Origin of the sequence: Pseudomonas lundensis (assembly GCF_015377145.2) — a bacterium.
In the GTDB taxonomy this organism is placed as follows: Bacteria; Pseudomonadota; Gammaproteobacteria; order Pseudomonadales; family Pseudomonadaceae; genus Aquipseudomonas; species Aquipseudomonas lundensis.
Genome location: NZ_CP062158.2, coordinates 2,952,833 through 2,968,573, shown reverse-complemented (window position 1 = coordinate 2,968,573; position 15,741 = coordinate 2,952,833). Strand labels below are relative to the sequence as shown.

General features: G+C 61.0%; 15 protein-coding genes. 4 read left to right on the top strand and 11 right to left on the bottom strand.

Going from position 1 to position 15,741, the window contains the following annotated elements; translation table 11 throughout:
- The first annotated feature begins 110 nt into the window (after nucleotides 1-110).
- Nucleotides 111-1,760 carry a malate dehydrogenase (quinone) gene (mqo, locus tag IF654_RS13795; RefSeq protein WP_047275666.1) on the top strand — a complete coding sequence of 550 codons (1,650 nt, stop codon included), beginning with the start codon at nucleotides 111-113 and terminating at the stop codon, nucleotides 1,758-1,760.
- 97 nt (nucleotides 1,761-1,857) lie between these two features.
- Here the strand turns inward: mqo and IF654_RS13790 are convergent, their stop codons facing one another.
- From IF654_RS13790 to IF654_RS13750, 9 genes are all read right to left on the bottom strand, one after another.
- Nucleotides 1,858-2,709 carry a CAP domain-containing protein gene (locus tag IF654_RS13790; RefSeq protein WP_083333502.1) on the bottom strand — a complete coding sequence of 284 codons (852 nt, stop codon included), beginning with the start codon at nucleotides 2,707-2,709 and terminating at the stop codon, nucleotides 1,858-1,860.
- A gap of 66 nt (nucleotides 2,710-2,775) precedes the next feature.
- Nucleotides 2,776-3,444: a GNAT family N-acetyltransferase gene (locus tag IF654_RS13785; RefSeq protein ID WP_094987527.1), complete on the bottom strand. Its 669-nt coding sequence runs from the start codon at nucleotides 3,442-3,444 to the stop codon at nucleotides 2,776-2,778.
- 49 nt (nucleotides 3,445-3,493) lie between these two features.
- Nucleotides 3,494-4,048: a UPF0149 family protein gene (locus IF654_RS13780; protein ID WP_094987528.1), complete on the bottom strand. Its 555-nt coding sequence runs from the start codon at nucleotides 4,046-4,048 to the stop codon at nucleotides 3,494-3,496.
- A gap of 98 nt (nucleotides 4,049-4,146) precedes the next feature.
- Nucleotides 4,147-4,335 (bottom strand): hypothetical protein, encoded by a 189-nt coding sequence (locus IF654_RS22985; protein WP_230683706.1) that lies wholly within the window; start codon nucleotides 4,333-4,335, stop codon nucleotides 4,147-4,149.
- 256 nt (nucleotides 4,336-4,591) lie between these two features.
- Nucleotides 4,592-4,993: a hypothetical protein gene (locus IF654_RS13770; protein WP_047280815.1), complete on the bottom strand. Its 402-nt coding sequence runs from the start codon at nucleotides 4,991-4,993 to the stop codon at nucleotides 4,592-4,594.
- 236 nt (nucleotides 4,994-5,229) lie between these two features.
- A complete protein-coding gene (locus tag IF654_RS13765; protein ID WP_052892952.1) occupies nucleotides 5,230-5,865 on the bottom strand; it encodes a TetR/AcrR family transcriptional regulator in 636 nt (211 codons plus the stop codon).
- A 5-nt stretch (nucleotides 5,866-5,870) separates the two neighbouring features.
- Nucleotides 5,871-8,285 carry a membrane-bound PQQ-dependent dehydrogenase, glucose/quinate/shikimate family gene (locus IF654_RS13760; protein WP_047280814.1) on the bottom strand — a complete coding sequence of 805 codons (2,415 nt, stop codon included), beginning with the start codon at nucleotides 8,283-8,285 and terminating at the stop codon, nucleotides 5,871-5,873.
- Nucleotides 8,286-8,424: 139 nt separating this feature from the next.
- Nucleotides 8,425-8,895, bottom strand: a complete 471-nt coding sequence (locus IF654_RS13755; protein WP_047275653.1) for a GNAT family N-acetyltransferase — start codon at nucleotides 8,893-8,895, stop codon at nucleotides 8,425-8,427.
- Nucleotides 8,896-8,918: 23 nt separating this feature from the next.
- Complete coding sequence (locus IF654_RS13750; RefSeq protein ID WP_094987530.1) at nucleotides 8,919-9,884, bottom strand: threonine dehydratase; 966 nt, start codon at nucleotides 9,882-9,884, stop codon at nucleotides 8,919-8,921.
- Between the two features lie 86 nt (nucleotides 9,885-9,970).
- Between IF654_RS13750 and IF654_RS13745 the strand changes: the two genes are divergently transcribed.
- Nucleotides 9,971-11,338: an aminotransferase-like domain-containing protein gene (locus IF654_RS13745; protein WP_047282727.1), complete on the top strand. Its 1,368-nt coding sequence runs from the start codon at nucleotides 9,971-9,973 to the stop codon at nucleotides 11,336-11,338.
- Complete coding sequence (locus IF654_RS13740) at nucleotides 11,323-11,547, top strand: hypothetical protein (RefSeq protein ID WP_047275647.1); 225 nt, start codon at nucleotides 11,323-11,325, stop codon at nucleotides 11,545-11,547. The genes IF654_RS13745 and IF654_RS13740 overlap by 16 nt, the downstream gene beginning before the upstream one ends.
- Nucleotides 11,548-11,552: 5 nt before the next feature.
- Here IF654_RS13740 and IF654_RS13735 read toward each other — a convergent pair whose 3' ends face one another.
- The gene (locus tag IF654_RS13735) at nucleotides 11,553-12,656 is read right to left on the bottom strand and encodes a DUF1615 domain-containing protein (RefSeq protein ID WP_194862311.1); all 1,104 of its coding nucleotides are present in this window, start codon (nucleotides 12,654-12,656) and stop codon (nucleotides 11,553-11,555) included.
- Nucleotides 12,657-12,700: 44 nt separating this feature from the next.
- On the bottom strand, nucleotides 12,701-13,042 hold the full coding sequence (locus IF654_RS13730; protein WP_094987531.1) for an FKBP-type peptidyl-prolyl cis-trans isomerase: 342 nt from the start codon (nucleotides 13,040-13,042) through the stop codon (nucleotides 12,701-12,703).
- Nucleotides 13,043-13,401: 359 nt separating this feature from the next.
- Between IF654_RS13730 and IF654_RS13725 the strand changes: the two genes are divergently transcribed.
- Entirely contained in the window at nucleotides 13,402-15,660 is a 2,259-nt protein-coding gene (locus tag IF654_RS13725; RefSeq protein WP_094987532.1) for a FepA family TonB-dependent siderophore receptor, read from the top strand.
- Nucleotides 15,661-15,741: the final 81 nt, after the last annotated feature.

Sequence of the window (15,741 nt, the reverse complement as noted above, 5' to 3'; positions counted from 1 at the left end):
TATCCGTTCAAGGCCTGAGGGCTCGATTGCAGGCGATCAGCCTGTGGTGAGCCGGTATTGCTCATGAACCGCGTGCCGGGTAGATGATGTTTTATCTTAGGTACTACAACATGTTAAAAAAAATGAACAAGGGGCTACTGGGCCTCGCGCTGAGCATGGGGTTGACCTCCGTGCAGGCAGCCGAGACCAAACACGTTGATGTCTTGCTGATTGGCGGCGGCATCATGAGCACCACATTGGGCGTGTGGCTCAATGAGCTGGAACCGAACACCTCGATGCAGATGATCGAGCGTCTGGACGGTGTGGCGCTGGAAAGCTCCAATGGCTGGAACAACGCAGGTACGGGTCACTCGGCACTGGCCGAACTGAACTACACCCCGGAAGACAAGAACGGCAACGTCGAAATCCCGAAAGCCATTGAAATCAATGAAGCGTTCCAGATTTCCCGTCAGTTCTGGTCCTGGCAGGTCAAGAATGGCGTGCTGAAGAACCCGCGTTCGTTCATCAACTCCACGCCGCACATGAGCTTTGTGTGGGGCGATGACAACATCAAGTTCCTGAAAAAACGCTACGACGCACTGCAGGCGAGCCCGCTGTTCGCTGGCATGCAGTACTCCGAAGACCCGGACCAGATCAAAAAATGGGTCCCGCTGATGATGGAAGGGCGTGACCCGAACCAGAAGATCGCCGCCACCTGGTCGCCGATCGGTACGGACGTGAACTTCGGCGAAATCACTCGTCAGTTCGCCGCTCACCTGCAAGCCCAGCCTAACTTCTCGCTGAGCCTGTCGAGCGAAGTCAAAGACATCAAGCGCAATGAAGATGGCAGCTGGCGCGTGGTGTACAAAAACCTGAAGGACGGCACCGAGTCCCAGACCGATGCCAAGTTCGTGTTCATTGGCGCGGGCGGCGGTGCGCTGCACTTGCTGCAGAAGTCCGGCATTCCTGAAGCTCAGGAATACGCAGGCTTCCCGGTAGGCGGCTCGTTCCTGGTGACCGAGAACCCGACGGTGGCCGAGCAACACTTGGCCAAGGCCTACGGCAAAGCGTCGGTTGGCGCGCCACCGATGTCGGTGCCTCACCTGGACACCCGCGTGCTGGACGGCAAGCGTGTGATCCTGTTTGGCCCATTCGCGACGTTCTCGACCAAGTTCCTGAAAGAAGGTTCTTACTTCGACCTGTTGACCAGCACCACCACCCATAACTTCTGGCCAATGACCAAAGTCGGTATCGAACAATACCCCTTGGTTGAATACCTGGCCGGTCAGTTGATGCTGTCGGACGAAGACCGTTTCAACGCGTTGAAAGAGTACTTCCCGAATGCCAAGTCTGAAGACTGGCGTCTGTGGCAGGCCGGCCAGCGCGTGCAGATCATCAAGCGTGACGAAGAGAAGGGCGGCGTGCTGAAACTGGGCACCGAAATCGTCAGCGCCAAAGATGGCAGCATTGCAGGCCTGCTCGGCGCTTCGCCGGGTGCCTCCACTGCGGCACCGATCATGCTGACCGTGCTCGAAACCGTGTTCAAGGACAAGGTGGCCTCGCCTGAGTGGCAAGCCAAGCTGCACCAGATCGTACCGAGCTATGGCACCAAGCTGAACGGTTCGCCAGAGCGCGTTGCGCAGGAATGGGCCTACACGGCTGAAACCCTGCAACTGACGCCTCCACCGGCAATCCCGGCAGCCTCGGCTGCTCAGCAAGCTCCAGCTCAAGCGCCGGCACAGCCAGCGCCAAGCAACCCGGCCGCTGATATGGCCCTGTAAATAAGCGGCCCCGACCCACACTGTTGGGCGGGGCCACTTTCAGTTGTGACGCTTGACGCCCTTCGATACTACGCCCGCTGAATGAGTGGACGCCGATTCACGGCGTACCGAACAGGGCGGTCCAGTAAATCCCCGCATCACTTTTCGGATCGACCGCATAGGCCGCGCCCAGCGCCTGAAACTGCGGATTCATCACGTTCGCGCAATGCCCGGGGCTGGCCAGCCAGCCATCAACCACCTTGTTCGGCGTGTCTTGCCCGGCGGCAATCGTTTCCCCGATCCATTGCGCGCTATAGCCCGCCAGTTCTGCACGGTCCCCAGGCGTTTTGCCATCGCGGTTCATGTGATCAAAATAATTGGTATTGGCCATGTCACGTGTGTGGCTTTCAGCGGCGATGGCCAGTGTGGCGTCCCAGGTCAACGGGGCGGCTGCGGCAAACGCCTGCGTGCCGCATTGGCGCGGTTGGGCGCGGGCGGTATTGATCAGCGCCAGTACCTTCTGGCCCTCGGTTTGCCAATCTCCCAGGCGACCGGTCAACAAGGGCCGTGCCAGCACGATGCGCCACTCACGCTGGTTGCGGCTGACACCGATGTCCACGAATTGCGGGTCGAGAACCACCTTGCAGAAGCTCTCTTGAACGGCTTGCATCGCGGCCTGTGCATCACGCGGGCCTGACAGGCTAATGGCCTGCACATTGACCAGCGGATACGCATTGCTGGCCAGCGCTTGCTGCAGGTCGCCAAAGTTGCCGGAAGGCAAGATCAGGCGCGCATCAGCGGTCAGTGGCGGCAGTTCCTGGGAGACCTGCCCCGCGCACTTGTGAGGCTGGCTGCGATAGGTATTGATCGACTCGACGAGTTGCGACTCTTCGCTGGCCACGGCCGAGCAAGCCACGAGCCAGGCGCAGGTGAAAGCGGCCAGACGGGTGAAGGTGACGGGAACGCGCATGCAGGTTTCCTCTGAACGGACTGCGCACATGATGCGTTATTTCACCCCCCGTTTGGCAACGGCCTGTCAGCGCGTGCGTTCGGCCACGAAGGCGCGTGCCTTGGCGGTGAGCTGGTCGATTTGACGGTCACGCTTTTTTTCGGCGTCGATCATGGCTTTTTTGCCGTGACGGTTGAGCAGGTAGGTGTGGATCTGCCGCACTTCGGTGGAGCTGTAGACCGCCGACACATCCAGCACGGCCATCAGCCCGTCGGTGCCGTGGTCGCGGGTGTTCATCACCACCTGCGGTCCGCGAGCGCCTATGACCTGAAAGCCCAGTGCTTCAAATGGCGCCACGTTGCGCACGCTGCAGGTGAGTTCGGTGTGGGGGTAGCGGCGGATGACTTCCTGCACCATCGCCCGGGTGACGTCCGGGGTATTGGCGGCCATGTAGGCGATACCGCAGGCCTGAGGGTCGTCCTTTACGGGCAGATACAGGACAAACCCGGTCACGCTGTCCGGCGCCTGCTCGTCCGTGGCGACGATCAGTTCAACGGCAATTCCTTTGGTGCCGTCCAGCGCCTCCAGATACAAATGCACTTCGAAGCCGATGGCGTACTGATAGATGTTGTAGAGCAGGTTGCTGGGCGTGATTTCCATCATGCTCAGCTCGGTGAGCTGGTCCACCACCCGTTGCAAAATCTGGCTGCTGATGGGTTCGCTGACCGGTGTATCAAAATGAGTAAGAAGCGTCATGGGCCTTTTCTGCAGGTCTGTGCGTGAGGGTAGGTCGGGGGCCGGCGGCTCAGCGCTGGCTCAGCCAGTAGTCATGCAAAGCGCGGGCGGCGGGGGCCAGCTCGCTTACCTGGTGCTGATGCGCGGCGACGTCCAGATCGGCCGGCAGTTCAAAGTTGTCCTGTTCGGAGCAGTCAGAAATAGCACTCAGCAACCCCGCCTGAATGGCTGGCAAGGGTGTCCAGTGGGCAATGGCGACACCGCGCAGGTACCCGAAACACCATTCTTCTGCCAGTGTCACGGTTTGACCCTGATGCTCGGTCTGTTCGAAGCGCGGCAAAAATGCCTGACTGTCGTGCGCCAGTTGGCGAGCCAGCGTGTTGAGGTGCCGCACGCACAGGTCAATGAACTGTCGGGCCTCTTCCGGGGTTTCCCACTCAGGGTTTTGCCCCCCCCAAATCGCCGGGAACCACTCGGCAATGTCCACCGGCGCCGGGCCAGAAACCAGTGCCGTGAAGTAGCCGTCGAGTTCGCTCGGGTTGAGGACAGAATGGTCGTCGCCGTATTTCAGCAGCGTGTCTTCAAGCGAGGTGAAGTCGGCAGCGTTCAAAGGTTGGGTGTTCATGGACGGTTTCCTGTAGCGGGCGCTTTGGGCTGCGCGCTGAATAAATTGCGCAGAATCCCGTTTGACGCGGTGTGTGACCCGGGCGCGGGCTCAATGAATCAATCGACTTTAACGATCGACGCCAATTCGTAGTATTTAAATTTGGCTTTGGCCAAGGCTTTTTTGGCTTCTTGCTCGGCATCAAACCGGCTCAGGGATTTTGAGTCATGAATGAACTGGGTCACTTCGCCGTCGTATTCCTTGCTGACGTTCATGGTGACGCGCAACACGGGGCCTCTGCGTTTCACGGGAGCTCGGTCCGCAGCCTTGACGGGGGCGGGTGCGACGGGAGGCAGTTCAGGTTCAGGCTGGGGGGCCGGGGCGGGAGTGGGTGTATCAAGGCCGAGCGCTCTGCGCATTTCGTCCTCGGTGAATCCGGTGCTCATGGTGTGACTCTATTGATGTGAAACACGGGCTTATATTTCAGGCCTCTGGTCAAGGCAAGCGAATTCTTCCGGGAATGCCGAAAAACCGGTTATTGGGCCCACGGCATCGCCCACCGATTCAGGTATCGCGCAGCAGGTCGTGACCGTCGAGCAGGCGATAGGCTATTTCCGGGCGCTTCTCCAGGGCTCGCCGTATGGCGGCGGGGATCGCCTGACGGGTTTTGCGGCACAGGCCCGGCTGATCGGCCAGGCGGATGGCAATCCCGCGCATGGTGCGCACTTCATTGAAGCCGGGCTCAATGTCGAGCCGGATGCCCAGTTGTTCGTGCATGCGCCGTTGCAAATGGTGCAACTCGTCGAGGTCCTGAATGTTTTCCAGCCGTTGCAGCAGCTCTTTTTCCGCCTGACGGGTCAATTTGAAAATCCGCAGGTCGGCGTCGTCCTTGGCCAGCAATGCGTCACGCTCGCAGATGCAAACCCCGGGCGGGCAAGCAGGTCGGATCGGTACGGAGGGGGTCATGGGCCAGGGTCTGTTCCCGTTTTATAGCCGTCGCGACGAAAACCCACGGGCTGCAGGGTCAGGCGCGAAAAGCGTGGTGTGATTGTTCCCAACCAGCGTCGAGTACCGCCGCTCCGCGCCACGTGGGCTTTCGTCCCTTCGGAGCGCGTGGCACAAGTAGCCAGGCTGCGTTGCAGCGCTTGAGAAGAGCATAGCCAGATTGCCCGGGGTTTGCCGCCATGCCCGCCGCGCAGTGCTCAAGCGACTTGCAGACGGCGCATTACCAAGGCGATCAGTTCCTGAATCATGGGCTGGAACGCTTTGGCGGTGCAGGTTTGGCCCAGCATCACGGTGCGGGTCGTCAGGTGCGAGAACAAGGCATCGAACAGGATCGCGGGCACTTCGCTGGTTGACGCATCGGTGGCGATCGCTCCGCGCTGGCGCTGCTCCTGAAGCAGGGTGGCGATCAATTGGTGCCAGAACTTGGGACCGTGCTCGTACCAGGTTTGCCCCACTTGCGGGACATGGGCCGAGCCGTTGACCACCAAACGGTAGAAGCTGACATGGCGAGGGCTGGTGACCACCGCCACCAGCTGTTCGAGGATCATTTCCAGACCGCGGGCCAACTCGACACCCGAGGTGTCGAGTTGCTTGAGGTCAATGATGAAGTCTTCACACAGGTACTCGACCACGGCCACCAAGAGCGCTTGCTTGCTGCCGAAGTAGCGGTAAATCGTGGCTTTGGAGCCGCCTGCCGCGGCGACGATGGCGTCCATGCTGAGGCCATCGTAGCCCTGTTGCAAAAACAGTTCGCTTGCCGTGATCAGCAGGTTGCGCCGTCGGTCCTCACTCCGGGTCGGGGTTGAAGTCGGGGAACGGTGCAACTGCGGCATGGGAACTACTCTTTTTCGGGAAGCGCGTACGCTATCACGTAATCCCCGCGATCTGGAGACTGACGCGCGCCACCTGCGACGATCACCACATATTGACGCCCGGTTTCAGGCGAACGATAGGTCATCGGCGTGGCCTGACCCCCGACCGGCAAGCGGCCCTTCCACAGCTCTTTGCCGGTGGCCATGTCCAGGGCCCGCAGGTAGTAATCCTGTGTCCCCGCATAGAACACGATCCCCGAGCCCGTCACGGCACCGCCGCCCAGGGTCGGCATGCCCAGCGGAATCGGCAGCTTGGCGCGCACGCCATTGATCACAGCATCTTCCACTGTCCCGGCCGGACGCTCCCAGACCTGTTTGCGCGTCTTCAGGTCCACCGCGGCAAATACTCCCCACGGCGGGCTCTGGCAGGGAATACCCAGTGGCGAGTTAAAGCTTTTGTGGTCAATCACGAACGGCGTGCCGTCCATCGGGTAGGTGCTGCCCACGCCATGTCCGGACTTGAGGTGGGACAGGTCGACGTTGTCACGCGGCACCAGTTTGACCACCTGCGGGATGCGGATGTCGTTGACGAACAGGTAGCCGCTTTTCTCGTCAATGGCCGCGCCACCCCAGTTAAAGCCACCGTAGTAGCCAGGGTAGATCAACGTGTCTTCGGTGCTCGGTGCGGTGAACTCACCGTGGTAGTTGAGCTTCTTGAAGTCGATACGGCACATCAACTGATCGAAGAACGTCGCGCCCCACATGTCTTTCTCGGTCAGCGGTTGTGCGCCGAAGGTGGGCATGCCGACCGAGTAGGGCTGGGTTTTCGCCACCCAGTCGCCCGCCGCATGCGCCTGTGGCACCGGTTTCTCGATGACATCGGCGATCGGCTGGCCAGTGCGGCGGTCGAGCATGAAGATTTGCCCGCGCTTGGTCAGTTGGATCAGCGCCGGGATCTTGCCGCCTTTGCCGTCCGGCACGTCATACAGGGCTGGCTGGGACGCTACGTCATAGTCCCAGATGTCGTGATGCGCGGTCTGGAACGTCCAGCGTTCGCGGCCGGTGGCCATGTCCAGCGCAACCACGGCAGACGAGTATTTCTCGGTCAGTTCCGGACGTGCGCCACCCCAGAAATCCGGCTGCTGGTTACCCGTGGGCAGGTACACCAGGCCCAATTCGTCGTCGAATGCCGGGCTGGACCACATGTTCGGCGTGCTGCGGGTGTAGGTTTGACCTTCAGGGGGCAGTTTGGTGATAGCGGGGTTGCCCAGGTCCCAGGCCCAGACCAGTTCACCCGTGTCGGCACTGAAGGCGCGCACCACGCCCGACGGCTCATCGGTCGAGCGCCCGTCAAAGACCCAGCCGCCGAGGATAATCAGGTTGCGCGACACTGTAGGTGCTGAGGTGTAGGCGTAATACGGGACGTTTTCCATGACCTTGCCCAAGCCCTGGGTCAGGTCCACGGCGCCTTTATCACCAAAGTCCTCGCAGGGTTTACCGGTTTGGGCATCGATTTCCAGCAGCCGTGCGTCCATGGTCACTTGCACAATGCGCCGGGCGCAGACGCCAGCTTGCGCAGTGGCAGCGGGCTTGAGGTCGGTAAACACCAACGGGTGCTCAACCTTGGCGGGCTCGTAGTAGCTCACGCCCCGGCAGCGGTTCCAGGTTTTGATGTTGTGCGGCTTGGGGTCGAACATCCAGCGCTGTTCCCCGGAATCGGCATCCAGCGCAATCACCTTGCTGGTCGGTGTGCAGGTATAGACGGTGTTGCCGACCTGGATCGGCGTGTTCTGGTATTCCGACGCACCTTCGGCGATTTCTCCGGTGCGATAGGTCCACGCGACCTGTAGCTGATCGACGTTGTCTTTGGTGATTTGATCCAGTGCCGAGTAGCGGGTCCCGGCCGGGTTGCTGCCGTAGTGGCTCCAGTCCGCCACCTGCTCTTGAGGGATGTCCGTGCCCGGTTGTGCAACGGGCAGGGGTTTGCCTTCGAGCACGCCGTGCGGGGTGAAGAGGGCAGTGGCGCCCACGGCCAGCAGCGCGGCAAATACGGCGCTGCCGGTATAACTGGCGGCGCGCTGGCGACCCTGTGTGAGCCACGGGTGCAGCAGGGATGCCAATAGGCCGATGACCAGGAACGGCGCCAGGCGCGGCACCATCGGCCAGAACGTGAAGCCGACTTCCCACAATGCCCAGGCCACAGTGGCGACCATTACCAGGGCCATGATCCCGGTTGCAGCGGGTTTTCGACGGATATACAGCACGCCCGATCCGAGCATGCCGAGCCCGGCAAGCAGGTAGTACCACGATCCTCCCAGTGTGATCAGTCGCGTCCCTGCAACTGCCAGAAACAGCCCGCTGAGCGCGAGCAAAATACCGAAGATGCCCAGTATCAGGTGTCTTCCTTTAGAGGCAGGGGCCTCTTGTTTAACGTTTTTCATTGCGGTGATCCCGGCAACCGGCAGCCAAGGCCTTGGAAGCGCTGCGGGTTTAGGTTTTAGAATGGTACTGTACAGTACAGTTTTTATTCTGAGCCTGTTTCCGGCACAAATAAAGACAATTTGTCGCAGGGGATGAAATTTAGTGAGCCGGTGACGGCCCGTTCAGAGACAGGTTCATAACGATGGTGCGTTCCTCGCCATGGTACTGGTCGCGCACCTTTTGGAAGCCCAGACCGGCATAGAACGCTTGGGCCGTGACCGAAGACGGGACCTGCACGTCGCTCAGGCGTGCGGCCCGCGCCACCGCGATGACCTGCGCCATCAAGGCCTGACCCACGCCGCGTCCTTGCCAGTCAGGGTCTACAAACACACTGCGCACCACTGAGCCATCAAGGCTGGCGGTGCCGATCAGTTGCTGATCGGCACGCGCGACGTACACCTGGCGTTGTTGCATGAGGTCAAGGATTGAGGCCGGGGCGAAGTGCTGTTCCACCTGCGCAATGACCTGCGGCGTGTAATCACGGGCGTTGGACACACGCAACGTCCTGATAATCAGCTGGCTGATGGCGGGTGCATCCGCGGGTCGGGCGTGTTCAATCGTGCAGGTCATGGTGCGTCCTTGTCGTCGTGGTTTCAGTCGTCGAACCCTTCAGCCAGAATGCCGGCATACAGCTGCCGGTCAATATTGGCGCCGCTCAAAATTACCGCCACGCGCCGTCCTTGCTGCCGGGGCTGCTCCTGAATCAAACCCGCCAGCGCTGCAGCGCCTGCACCTTCGGCGGTGTTGTGCGTGGTTTCATGATAGACCCGCATGGCGTGGGCAATTTCGCGGTCCGAAACGCGGATCACCCGGGCTGCGCCTTCAGCGATGATGGCCAGTGCGTCGGGCAAGGGCTGACGGCAGGCCAGGCCGTCAGCGAAGGTGTGGGCGGTCTCGGTGCTTACCAGACGGCCTTGCTCAACGCTCTGGGCGAAGGCATCGGCATGCCGGGACACGACGCCCACGATCTCGGTCTTGAGGCCCAGCAGGTCGCGGGTGCGAATTAATCCGCAGATACCCGAACCCATGCCCACCGGCACATACACCGTGTGCAAATCGCTCACGGCTTCAAACAGCTCCAGCGCATAGGTGGCGACCCCGCGGATCAGGTCGGGATGGAACGCGGGCACCAGATGATGACCATGGGTTTGCGCCAGCAGCGCTGCTTCGGCTCGGGCCTCGTCAAAGTCTTTGCCAGACTCGATCACGTGCGCGCCCAATGCCCGCATCGCGGCGTTTTTCTCGGACGAATTACCGACCGGCACCACAATGCTGATCGCCAGCCCCATACGCCGCGCCGCCAGCGCAAGGCTTTGCCCGTGGTTACCGCGCGTGGCGGTCACCAGACCCCGTGTGTCGGGTTCGCGCTGGAGCAAGCCTTGTACATACAGCAACCCGCCGCGCACTTTGAACGCGCCGGTCGGGGTGTGGTTTTCATGTTTGACCCACACCTGCGCCCCCAGCCGTTCGGCCAATAAAGGCCACGCCAGCTGTGGCGTGGGGGCCAGGGTCTGGTGGATGTCGTGGGCGGCGTGACGCAGGCTGTTCAAGTCAAACATGAGGAGCACCGTGATCGAAGGTTTGACTCGATTCTAAGCACAGCACATTGTATGGGCCGATCCTTATATTGCATGGCCAACAATAAATGTGGATGCCCACCCTCAACGACACTCAAGCACCGCGCTATCTGGCGTTGGTCGAAGCGATCACCCGCGCCATTGCCTGTGGCGAGTTGCAGCCCGGTGAGCGCTTGCCGCCCCAGCGCCGTCTGGCCTGGGCGTTGGGCTGGAACCCCAGTACCACCATGCAAGCCTATCGCGAGGCCGCGCGTCGGCATCTGGTGTCCGGCGAAGTGGGGCGCGGCACCTACGTGTTGGCCAGCAGCCAGGAAGCGACGCTGTTCAAGCTGCAACAGGTTGACGATCAGCCCTCGCGCATCGACCTGCGCACCAACCTGCCTGCCATCGACCTGCACACCGAGTGCGACGCCCAGGCGCTGAGCTGGTTGCTCGACACCCGTCAGGCCACTCGCCTGCAACACTACGTGAGTGCGGCCGACCTGTTGCAGGCCCGGGCGCAAGGGGCTGCCTGGTTGCGCGGGCGAGGTCTGGAACTGCCCGTCGATCACCTGATGTTGTGTACCGGCGCGCAGCAGGGATTGTTCACGGTGCTGTTGTCACTGTGCCAGGCAGGCGAACCGGTATTGGTTGAAGCCCTGACCGCACCCGGTATCAAAGCCGCTTGTGCGCAGCTGCGTCTGCCGCTGCACGGGGTTGCACTGGACGAAGAGGGCATCGTGCCAGACGACTTTGACCGCATGATCCGCGCCACGGGGGCGCGGATCGCGGTGCTCACACCTACCTTGCAAAACCCGACATCGGCAGTCATGGGGGTGGAGCGCAAGCAGGCCATTGCGCAGATTGCCCGGCGTCACGGGGTGTACGTGATTGAAGATGATGTGTACGGCGCCCTGACTGACAGCCCGCCGCTGTGCCAGTTCTTGCCGGAGCTGGGCGTGCTGATTACCAGTCTGTCCAAAACGGTCGGCGCAGGCTTGCGGCTGGGCTGGATCGCCGCCCGCCCGCAGGTACTGGCGCGCATCGACCCGCATGCCCAGGCCGCGCACTGGGGGCTTTCGCCGGTGACGCTGGCCATTGCCTGTCACTGGATCGCAGAAGGCATTGCCCATCAGCGTGTCGAGTGGCAAGCCGGTGAGGTAGAGCGCCGCTGGCGGCTGGCAAAAAACCTGATGGGCCGTGGGATGTATCAGACCCGCTTCGCCTCGCCGCATATCTGGCTACACGCCCCGGTCGAGGCCGAACCGTTGGTGCAGACGTTTCGCGCGGCAGGCATCGAGGTGGTGCCTTCACAGGTGTTTGCGGTTAAATCAGCCCCCTTGAACGCCGTGCGAATCAGCCTGACCGCCGCGCCCAGCATTCAGCAACTGAGCGTGGCGCTGCAGCGTTTGCCTCCTGACATCCCGTATATGAGAACCCCATGCGCAGAGAAATAGGCTATTGGCACCGCGAAGGTCGCGAGCTGTTTTATTACCTGGAATTCAAGCCCGAGACCGCCGAGTTTTACCTGACGTGTGAACACACCCCCAGCGAAGGCGAGGGCAGCGTACGCTCGGTGTTGCTCAGCGAAGCGCGGGGCGAACGCTATTACGAAGATGCGCTGCTGATCATCAAGGAAGAGCTGTTCAAGCAGTACACGGTGTAAGACGGCTACTGGATGGGCGCCGCACCCGCGCGATTCATACAGCGTTGACGCCGCTCATCCACCCGCTGGGCAAACCAGGCGGTAGTCAGATTGCGGGTGATTTTCGGGCTTTTGAGCGTGATGCCCGGCAGCACGGCACGCGGCAGCGGTTTGCCTTGTTGGCGATCTGCCAGCGCGAACACCTTGCGGTACAGGTCGGTCTCATCGAAGGCCAGGCTTTCGCCTTTTTCCAACTGACGCCGAATGGCGTTGTCATTCATGCCCAGTGACTTGCCCAGTGCTCGCACGGCACGTTCGGTAGACCCTACGGCGTAGGAACCGGGAATCGTCAGGTCGCCATCCAGTGCCAGCGGGATGCCCGACACCTGGCTCACGGCATTCTGAAAAGCGGCATTGCGGCTGGCATACCAGCCTGCATTGAAGTCAGCGAAGCGGTACAGCGACTGTGGGTAATCCGCCGGGTAGTCCAGCAAATGGGCGATGCCGAAATACATGCCCCCGCGTCGGGTGAACACTTCCTGGCGGATTGAATGCGCCACCGGGTACGGGTATTGCTTCGCGCGCTGCTCAGCAAAGGCGATGCTCACTTGCATCGGGCCGCCCGTGTGGACCGGGTTGAGGCTGCCAAACAGCGTGCTGCCCAAGGGCACCATGCCGATAAAGTCATCGAAAATGGCGCTTAACTGGCCCTCGGTGCGGGCCGCGTCCAGACGCTGGTTGTAGGTTTTGCCGGTGGGCGAGGTGATGTTCAACGCGCTGCGTACCAAAAACTCCGGAATATGCAGCTTGCCGGCGCGTCGGTTGATTTCAGTGCGGGCAATCTTCGCCAACCCCGGCACGGGCGGGTCGGCCCGAAAGGTTGACTCCTGCTCGGTGACCGCCAGTACCGAACATAAATGCTCATCGGAAGGGGACAGATCCTGCGCCACAAAGGCGACCTGAATATCGGCGGCCCAGCCCTGACGGTCGGCAACCGTGGACGGCAACAGTTGCACGATCCGCGCCCGGGTTTGCTCAGGCGTCAGTACCGGGCCACTGCGGGTGTCCCGGCTGCTGCAACCACTGAGCACGGCCACACACGTAAAAACAAGCAGGCTGAAACGGTTCACTGACTGGCAACTCCCGGAAAATCATCAAAGTCCACTGGCGCGCGTCAATCGTCTCGCGTCAGCACTTGCAGCAGTTCGATCTCAAAGGTGAGGTCAGAGTTCGGCGTGATGTGAGCGCCCATGCTTCTTTCACCATAGGCCAGATGCGCCGGCACCTGCAGCTTGCGTTTGCCACCGACCTGCATCCCCATCAGGCCGATATCCCAACCCTTGATGACCCGGCCAGTGCCGATCACGCACTGGAACGGCTTGACGCGCTCGTGGGAAGAATCAAACACCGTGCCGTCTTCCAGCCAGCCGGTGTAGTGCGTGGTAATCAGCGCGCCTTTGACGACGGTCTTGCCGTCGCCGATGAGCAGGTCAGTGATGAGCAGTTCGGGTGTCATTGGAGGTTCTCAAGCAGTGTTCGGGACGGTGATTTTTTCAAAAGGCCAGCCAATTACACAATAAGTAACAAATTTGTGAAGGGGGGGCTGGAGTGCGGCGTAAGGGCGCTGTTTTTCTCAGGGTTGCCGGGGTTTGGCAATCTTTTTCTTGAAAGAAAAAGCTGAAAAATTCGCGGAATACGGAACTGGGGAATGAGGATTATTGTCCTTTGAGCTTTACTCTCATTTGAGAGTGATTATTATTGCGGCCCTTGCAGTGCCATGGCGCGCAATCGATGCAGGGTCCTTTGGAGCCTCGCGGAGGCGCATCACGTCGTGCGCCTGCTGAGCACACTCCATTGTTAAGGGATCAACTGGACATGTCGTCTCGATTCAAACGCAGTCAGATTTCGCTCGCCTTTATTGCTGCACTGGCCTCACCCACGTTGCTGGCCGATGCGCTGGAACGCGAGCGTGACGAGGTGCCTGTCCAAGGGACGGACCTGCCGGTCGATGGCACCCAGCAAGCGCTGGAACTTGAAGAAACCCGCGTTCTGGGCACCGCCGCGCAAGAACTGAAACAGGCGCCGGGGGTGTCGATCATCACCGCCGAAGACATCAAAAAACGCCCACCGGCCAATGACCTGTCGGAGATCATGCGGCGCGAGCCGGGGGTCAACCTGACCGGCAACAGCACCAGCGGCAGCCGTGGCAACAACCGCCAGATCGACCTGCGCGGCATGGGCCCGGAGAACACCCTGATCCTGATCGACGGCAAGCCCTCGTCCTCGCGCAATGCCGTGCGGTATGGCTGGAGCGGCGACCGCGACACCCGGGGCGAAACCAACTGGGTGCCCGCCGAAGAAGTCGAACGCATCGAAATCCTGCGCGGCCCGGCCGCCGCACGTTATGGCTCGGGGGCCATGGGTGGGGTGGTGAACATCATCACCAAGCGCCCGACCGACACACTCAAAGGCTCGTTGACCGCCTATTACCTCTCGCCGGAAGACGACGCCGAAGGCATCAGCAAACGCACCAACTTCAACCTCAGCGGCCCGATCACTGACGACCTGGTGTTTCGCGTCTACGGCGGTGCGAACAAAACCGACGCTGACGATGCGGGCATCAATACCGCCGCGCAGGCATCGCCGGACAGCGTCGTGGCGGGCCGCGAAGGCGTGCGCAACAAAGACATCAACGGCTTGCTCAGCTGGCAGTTCACCCCGGAACAATCGCTGGACCTTGAAGCCAGTTACAGCCGCCAGGGCAACATCTTTGCCGGCGACACCATGCTCAACAGCGGCGGCGATTTCGTAAACAGCCTGACCGGCAAGGAAACCAGCGTTCTGCAACGCAGCACCTTCTCGGCGACCCACAATGGGTCGTTCGACTGGGGCTCGACCCAAGCGTCGCTGAGCCACGACCTGACCCGCAACGCCCGCCTGAACGAAGGCCTGGCCGGTTACGGCGAAGGGGCCCCGTCTGAAAGCGCGGGCCGCTTCGAATCGCGCTTGCGCAACACCCGCGCCACCGGCGAAGTCAACCTGCCGCTGAGCGCATTCACCGAGCAAGTGCTGACATTGGGCGGCGAGTACTTGTACGAATCGCTGAATGACCCGGGTTCGTTGCGACCACAAAGCTGGGACCCGGGTGCGGACGGTACGCCGGGCATTGCGGGGCAAGACCGCACGCAAACCAAGTCCACAGCCAACAGCTACGCGTTTTATGTGGAAGACAACATCGAGGCGGGTGCCAAAACCATCATCACGCCGGGTGTGCGTTTCGATCATCACAACGAGTTTGGTGGCAACTGGAGCCCAAGCCTGAACGCATCGCATCAAATCACCGATGAGCTGAGCGTCAAGGGCGGCATTGCCCGGGCCTACAAAACCCCGAACCTTTACCAGTCCAACCCCAACTACCTGCTGTACAGCCGCGGCGCGGGTTGCAGCTCGGTTGAAGTGAACATCGGCGGTTGCTACCTGGTCGGTAACCCGGATCTCAAGCCCGAAATCAGCGTCAACAAAGAGATTGGTCTGGCGTTTGATAAAGGCACCTGGCGTACCAGCGGTACGTATTTCCGCAACGACTATCAGAACAAGATCAACGCCAGTAACGAAGCTGCCTACCGCTTGCCCAACGGCCGACGTGTTTACCAATGGGATAACAGCGGCAAAGCCATCGTGCAGGGGATCGAAGGCAACCTGTTCGTGACCCTGCGTGACGATCTGGACTGGAACACCAACCTGACCTACATGATCGAGAGCAAAGACAAGGAAACCGGCGATCCGTTGAGCATCATCCCCAAGTACACGGTCAACACCACCCTGGACTGGTACGCCACCGAGAAACTGTCGTTCCAGGTCAGCGGGACTTACTACGGCAAGCAAGAGGCGCCAAAACGTAACAATCGGGCCAACGAAGAACTCGACAAGTCGGTGCAGCAATCCGTCGATCCCTATGGTCTGGTGGGCCTGAGCGGCGGGTATGAGTTCAACAAAAACCTCAGCGTGCGACTCGGCATCAACAACCTGTTCGACAAGCAGCTGTACCGCAAAGGCAACTCGGACGAAGCGGGCGCACAAACCTATAACGAAGCGGGCCGCGCCTACTTCGCTTCGGTGACCACCTCGTTCTGATGACCTGACAGACCGTGCATTGCCCTACGGGCAATGCCGCTCTTTATAGGCGCGACACCCGTCTCGACGGGCGCCGCGCCG

Coding starts and splice junctions, on each gene's coding strand:
- IF654_RS13725 (WP_094987532.1), top strand. CDS start 13,402: ATGTCGTCTCGATTCAAACGCAGTCAGATTTCGCTCGCCTTTATTGCT.
- IF654_RS13745 (WP_047282727.1), top strand. CDS start 9,971: ATGTGGATGCCCACCCTCAACGACACTCAAGCACCGCGCTATCTGGCG.
- IF654_RS13780 (WP_094987528.1), bottom strand. CDS start 4,048: ATGAACACCCAACCTTTGAACGCTGCCGACTTCACCTCGCTTGAAGAC.
- mqo (WP_047275666.1), top strand. CDS start 111: ATGTTAAAAAAAATGAACAAGGGGCTACTGGGCCTCGCGCTGAGCATG.
- IF654_RS13755 (WP_047275653.1), bottom strand. CDS start 8,895: ATGACCTGCACGATTGAACACGCCCGACCCGCGGATGCACCCGCCATC.
- IF654_RS13770 (WP_047280815.1), bottom strand. CDS start 4,993: ATGACCCCCTCCGTACCGATCCGACCTGCTTGCCCGCCCGGGGTTTGC.
- IF654_RS13790 (WP_083333502.1), bottom strand. CDS start 2,709: ATGCGCGTTCCCGTCACCTTCACCCGTCTGGCCGCTTTCACCTGCGCC.
- IF654_RS13765 (WP_052892952.1), bottom strand. CDS start 5,865: ATGCCGCAGTTGCACCGTTCCCCGACTTCAACCCCGACCCGGAGTGAG.
- IF654_RS13730 (WP_094987531.1), bottom strand. CDS start 13,042: ATGACACCCGAACTGCTCATCACTGACCTGCTCATCGGCGACGGCAAG.
- IF654_RS13785 (WP_094987527.1), bottom strand. CDS start 3,444: ATGACGCTTCTTACTCATTTTGATACACCGGTCAGCGAACCCATCAGC.
- IF654_RS13750 (WP_094987530.1), bottom strand. CDS start 9,884: ATGTTTGACTTGAACAGCCTGCGTCACGCCGCCCACGACATCCACCAG.
- IF654_RS13760 (WP_047280814.1), bottom strand. CDS start 8,285: ATGAAAAACGTTAAACAAGAGGCCCCTGCCTCTAAAGGAAGACACCTG.
- IF654_RS13740 (WP_047275647.1), top strand. CDS start 11,323: ATGCGCAGAGAAATAGGCTATTGGCACCGCGAAGGTCGCGAGCTGTTT.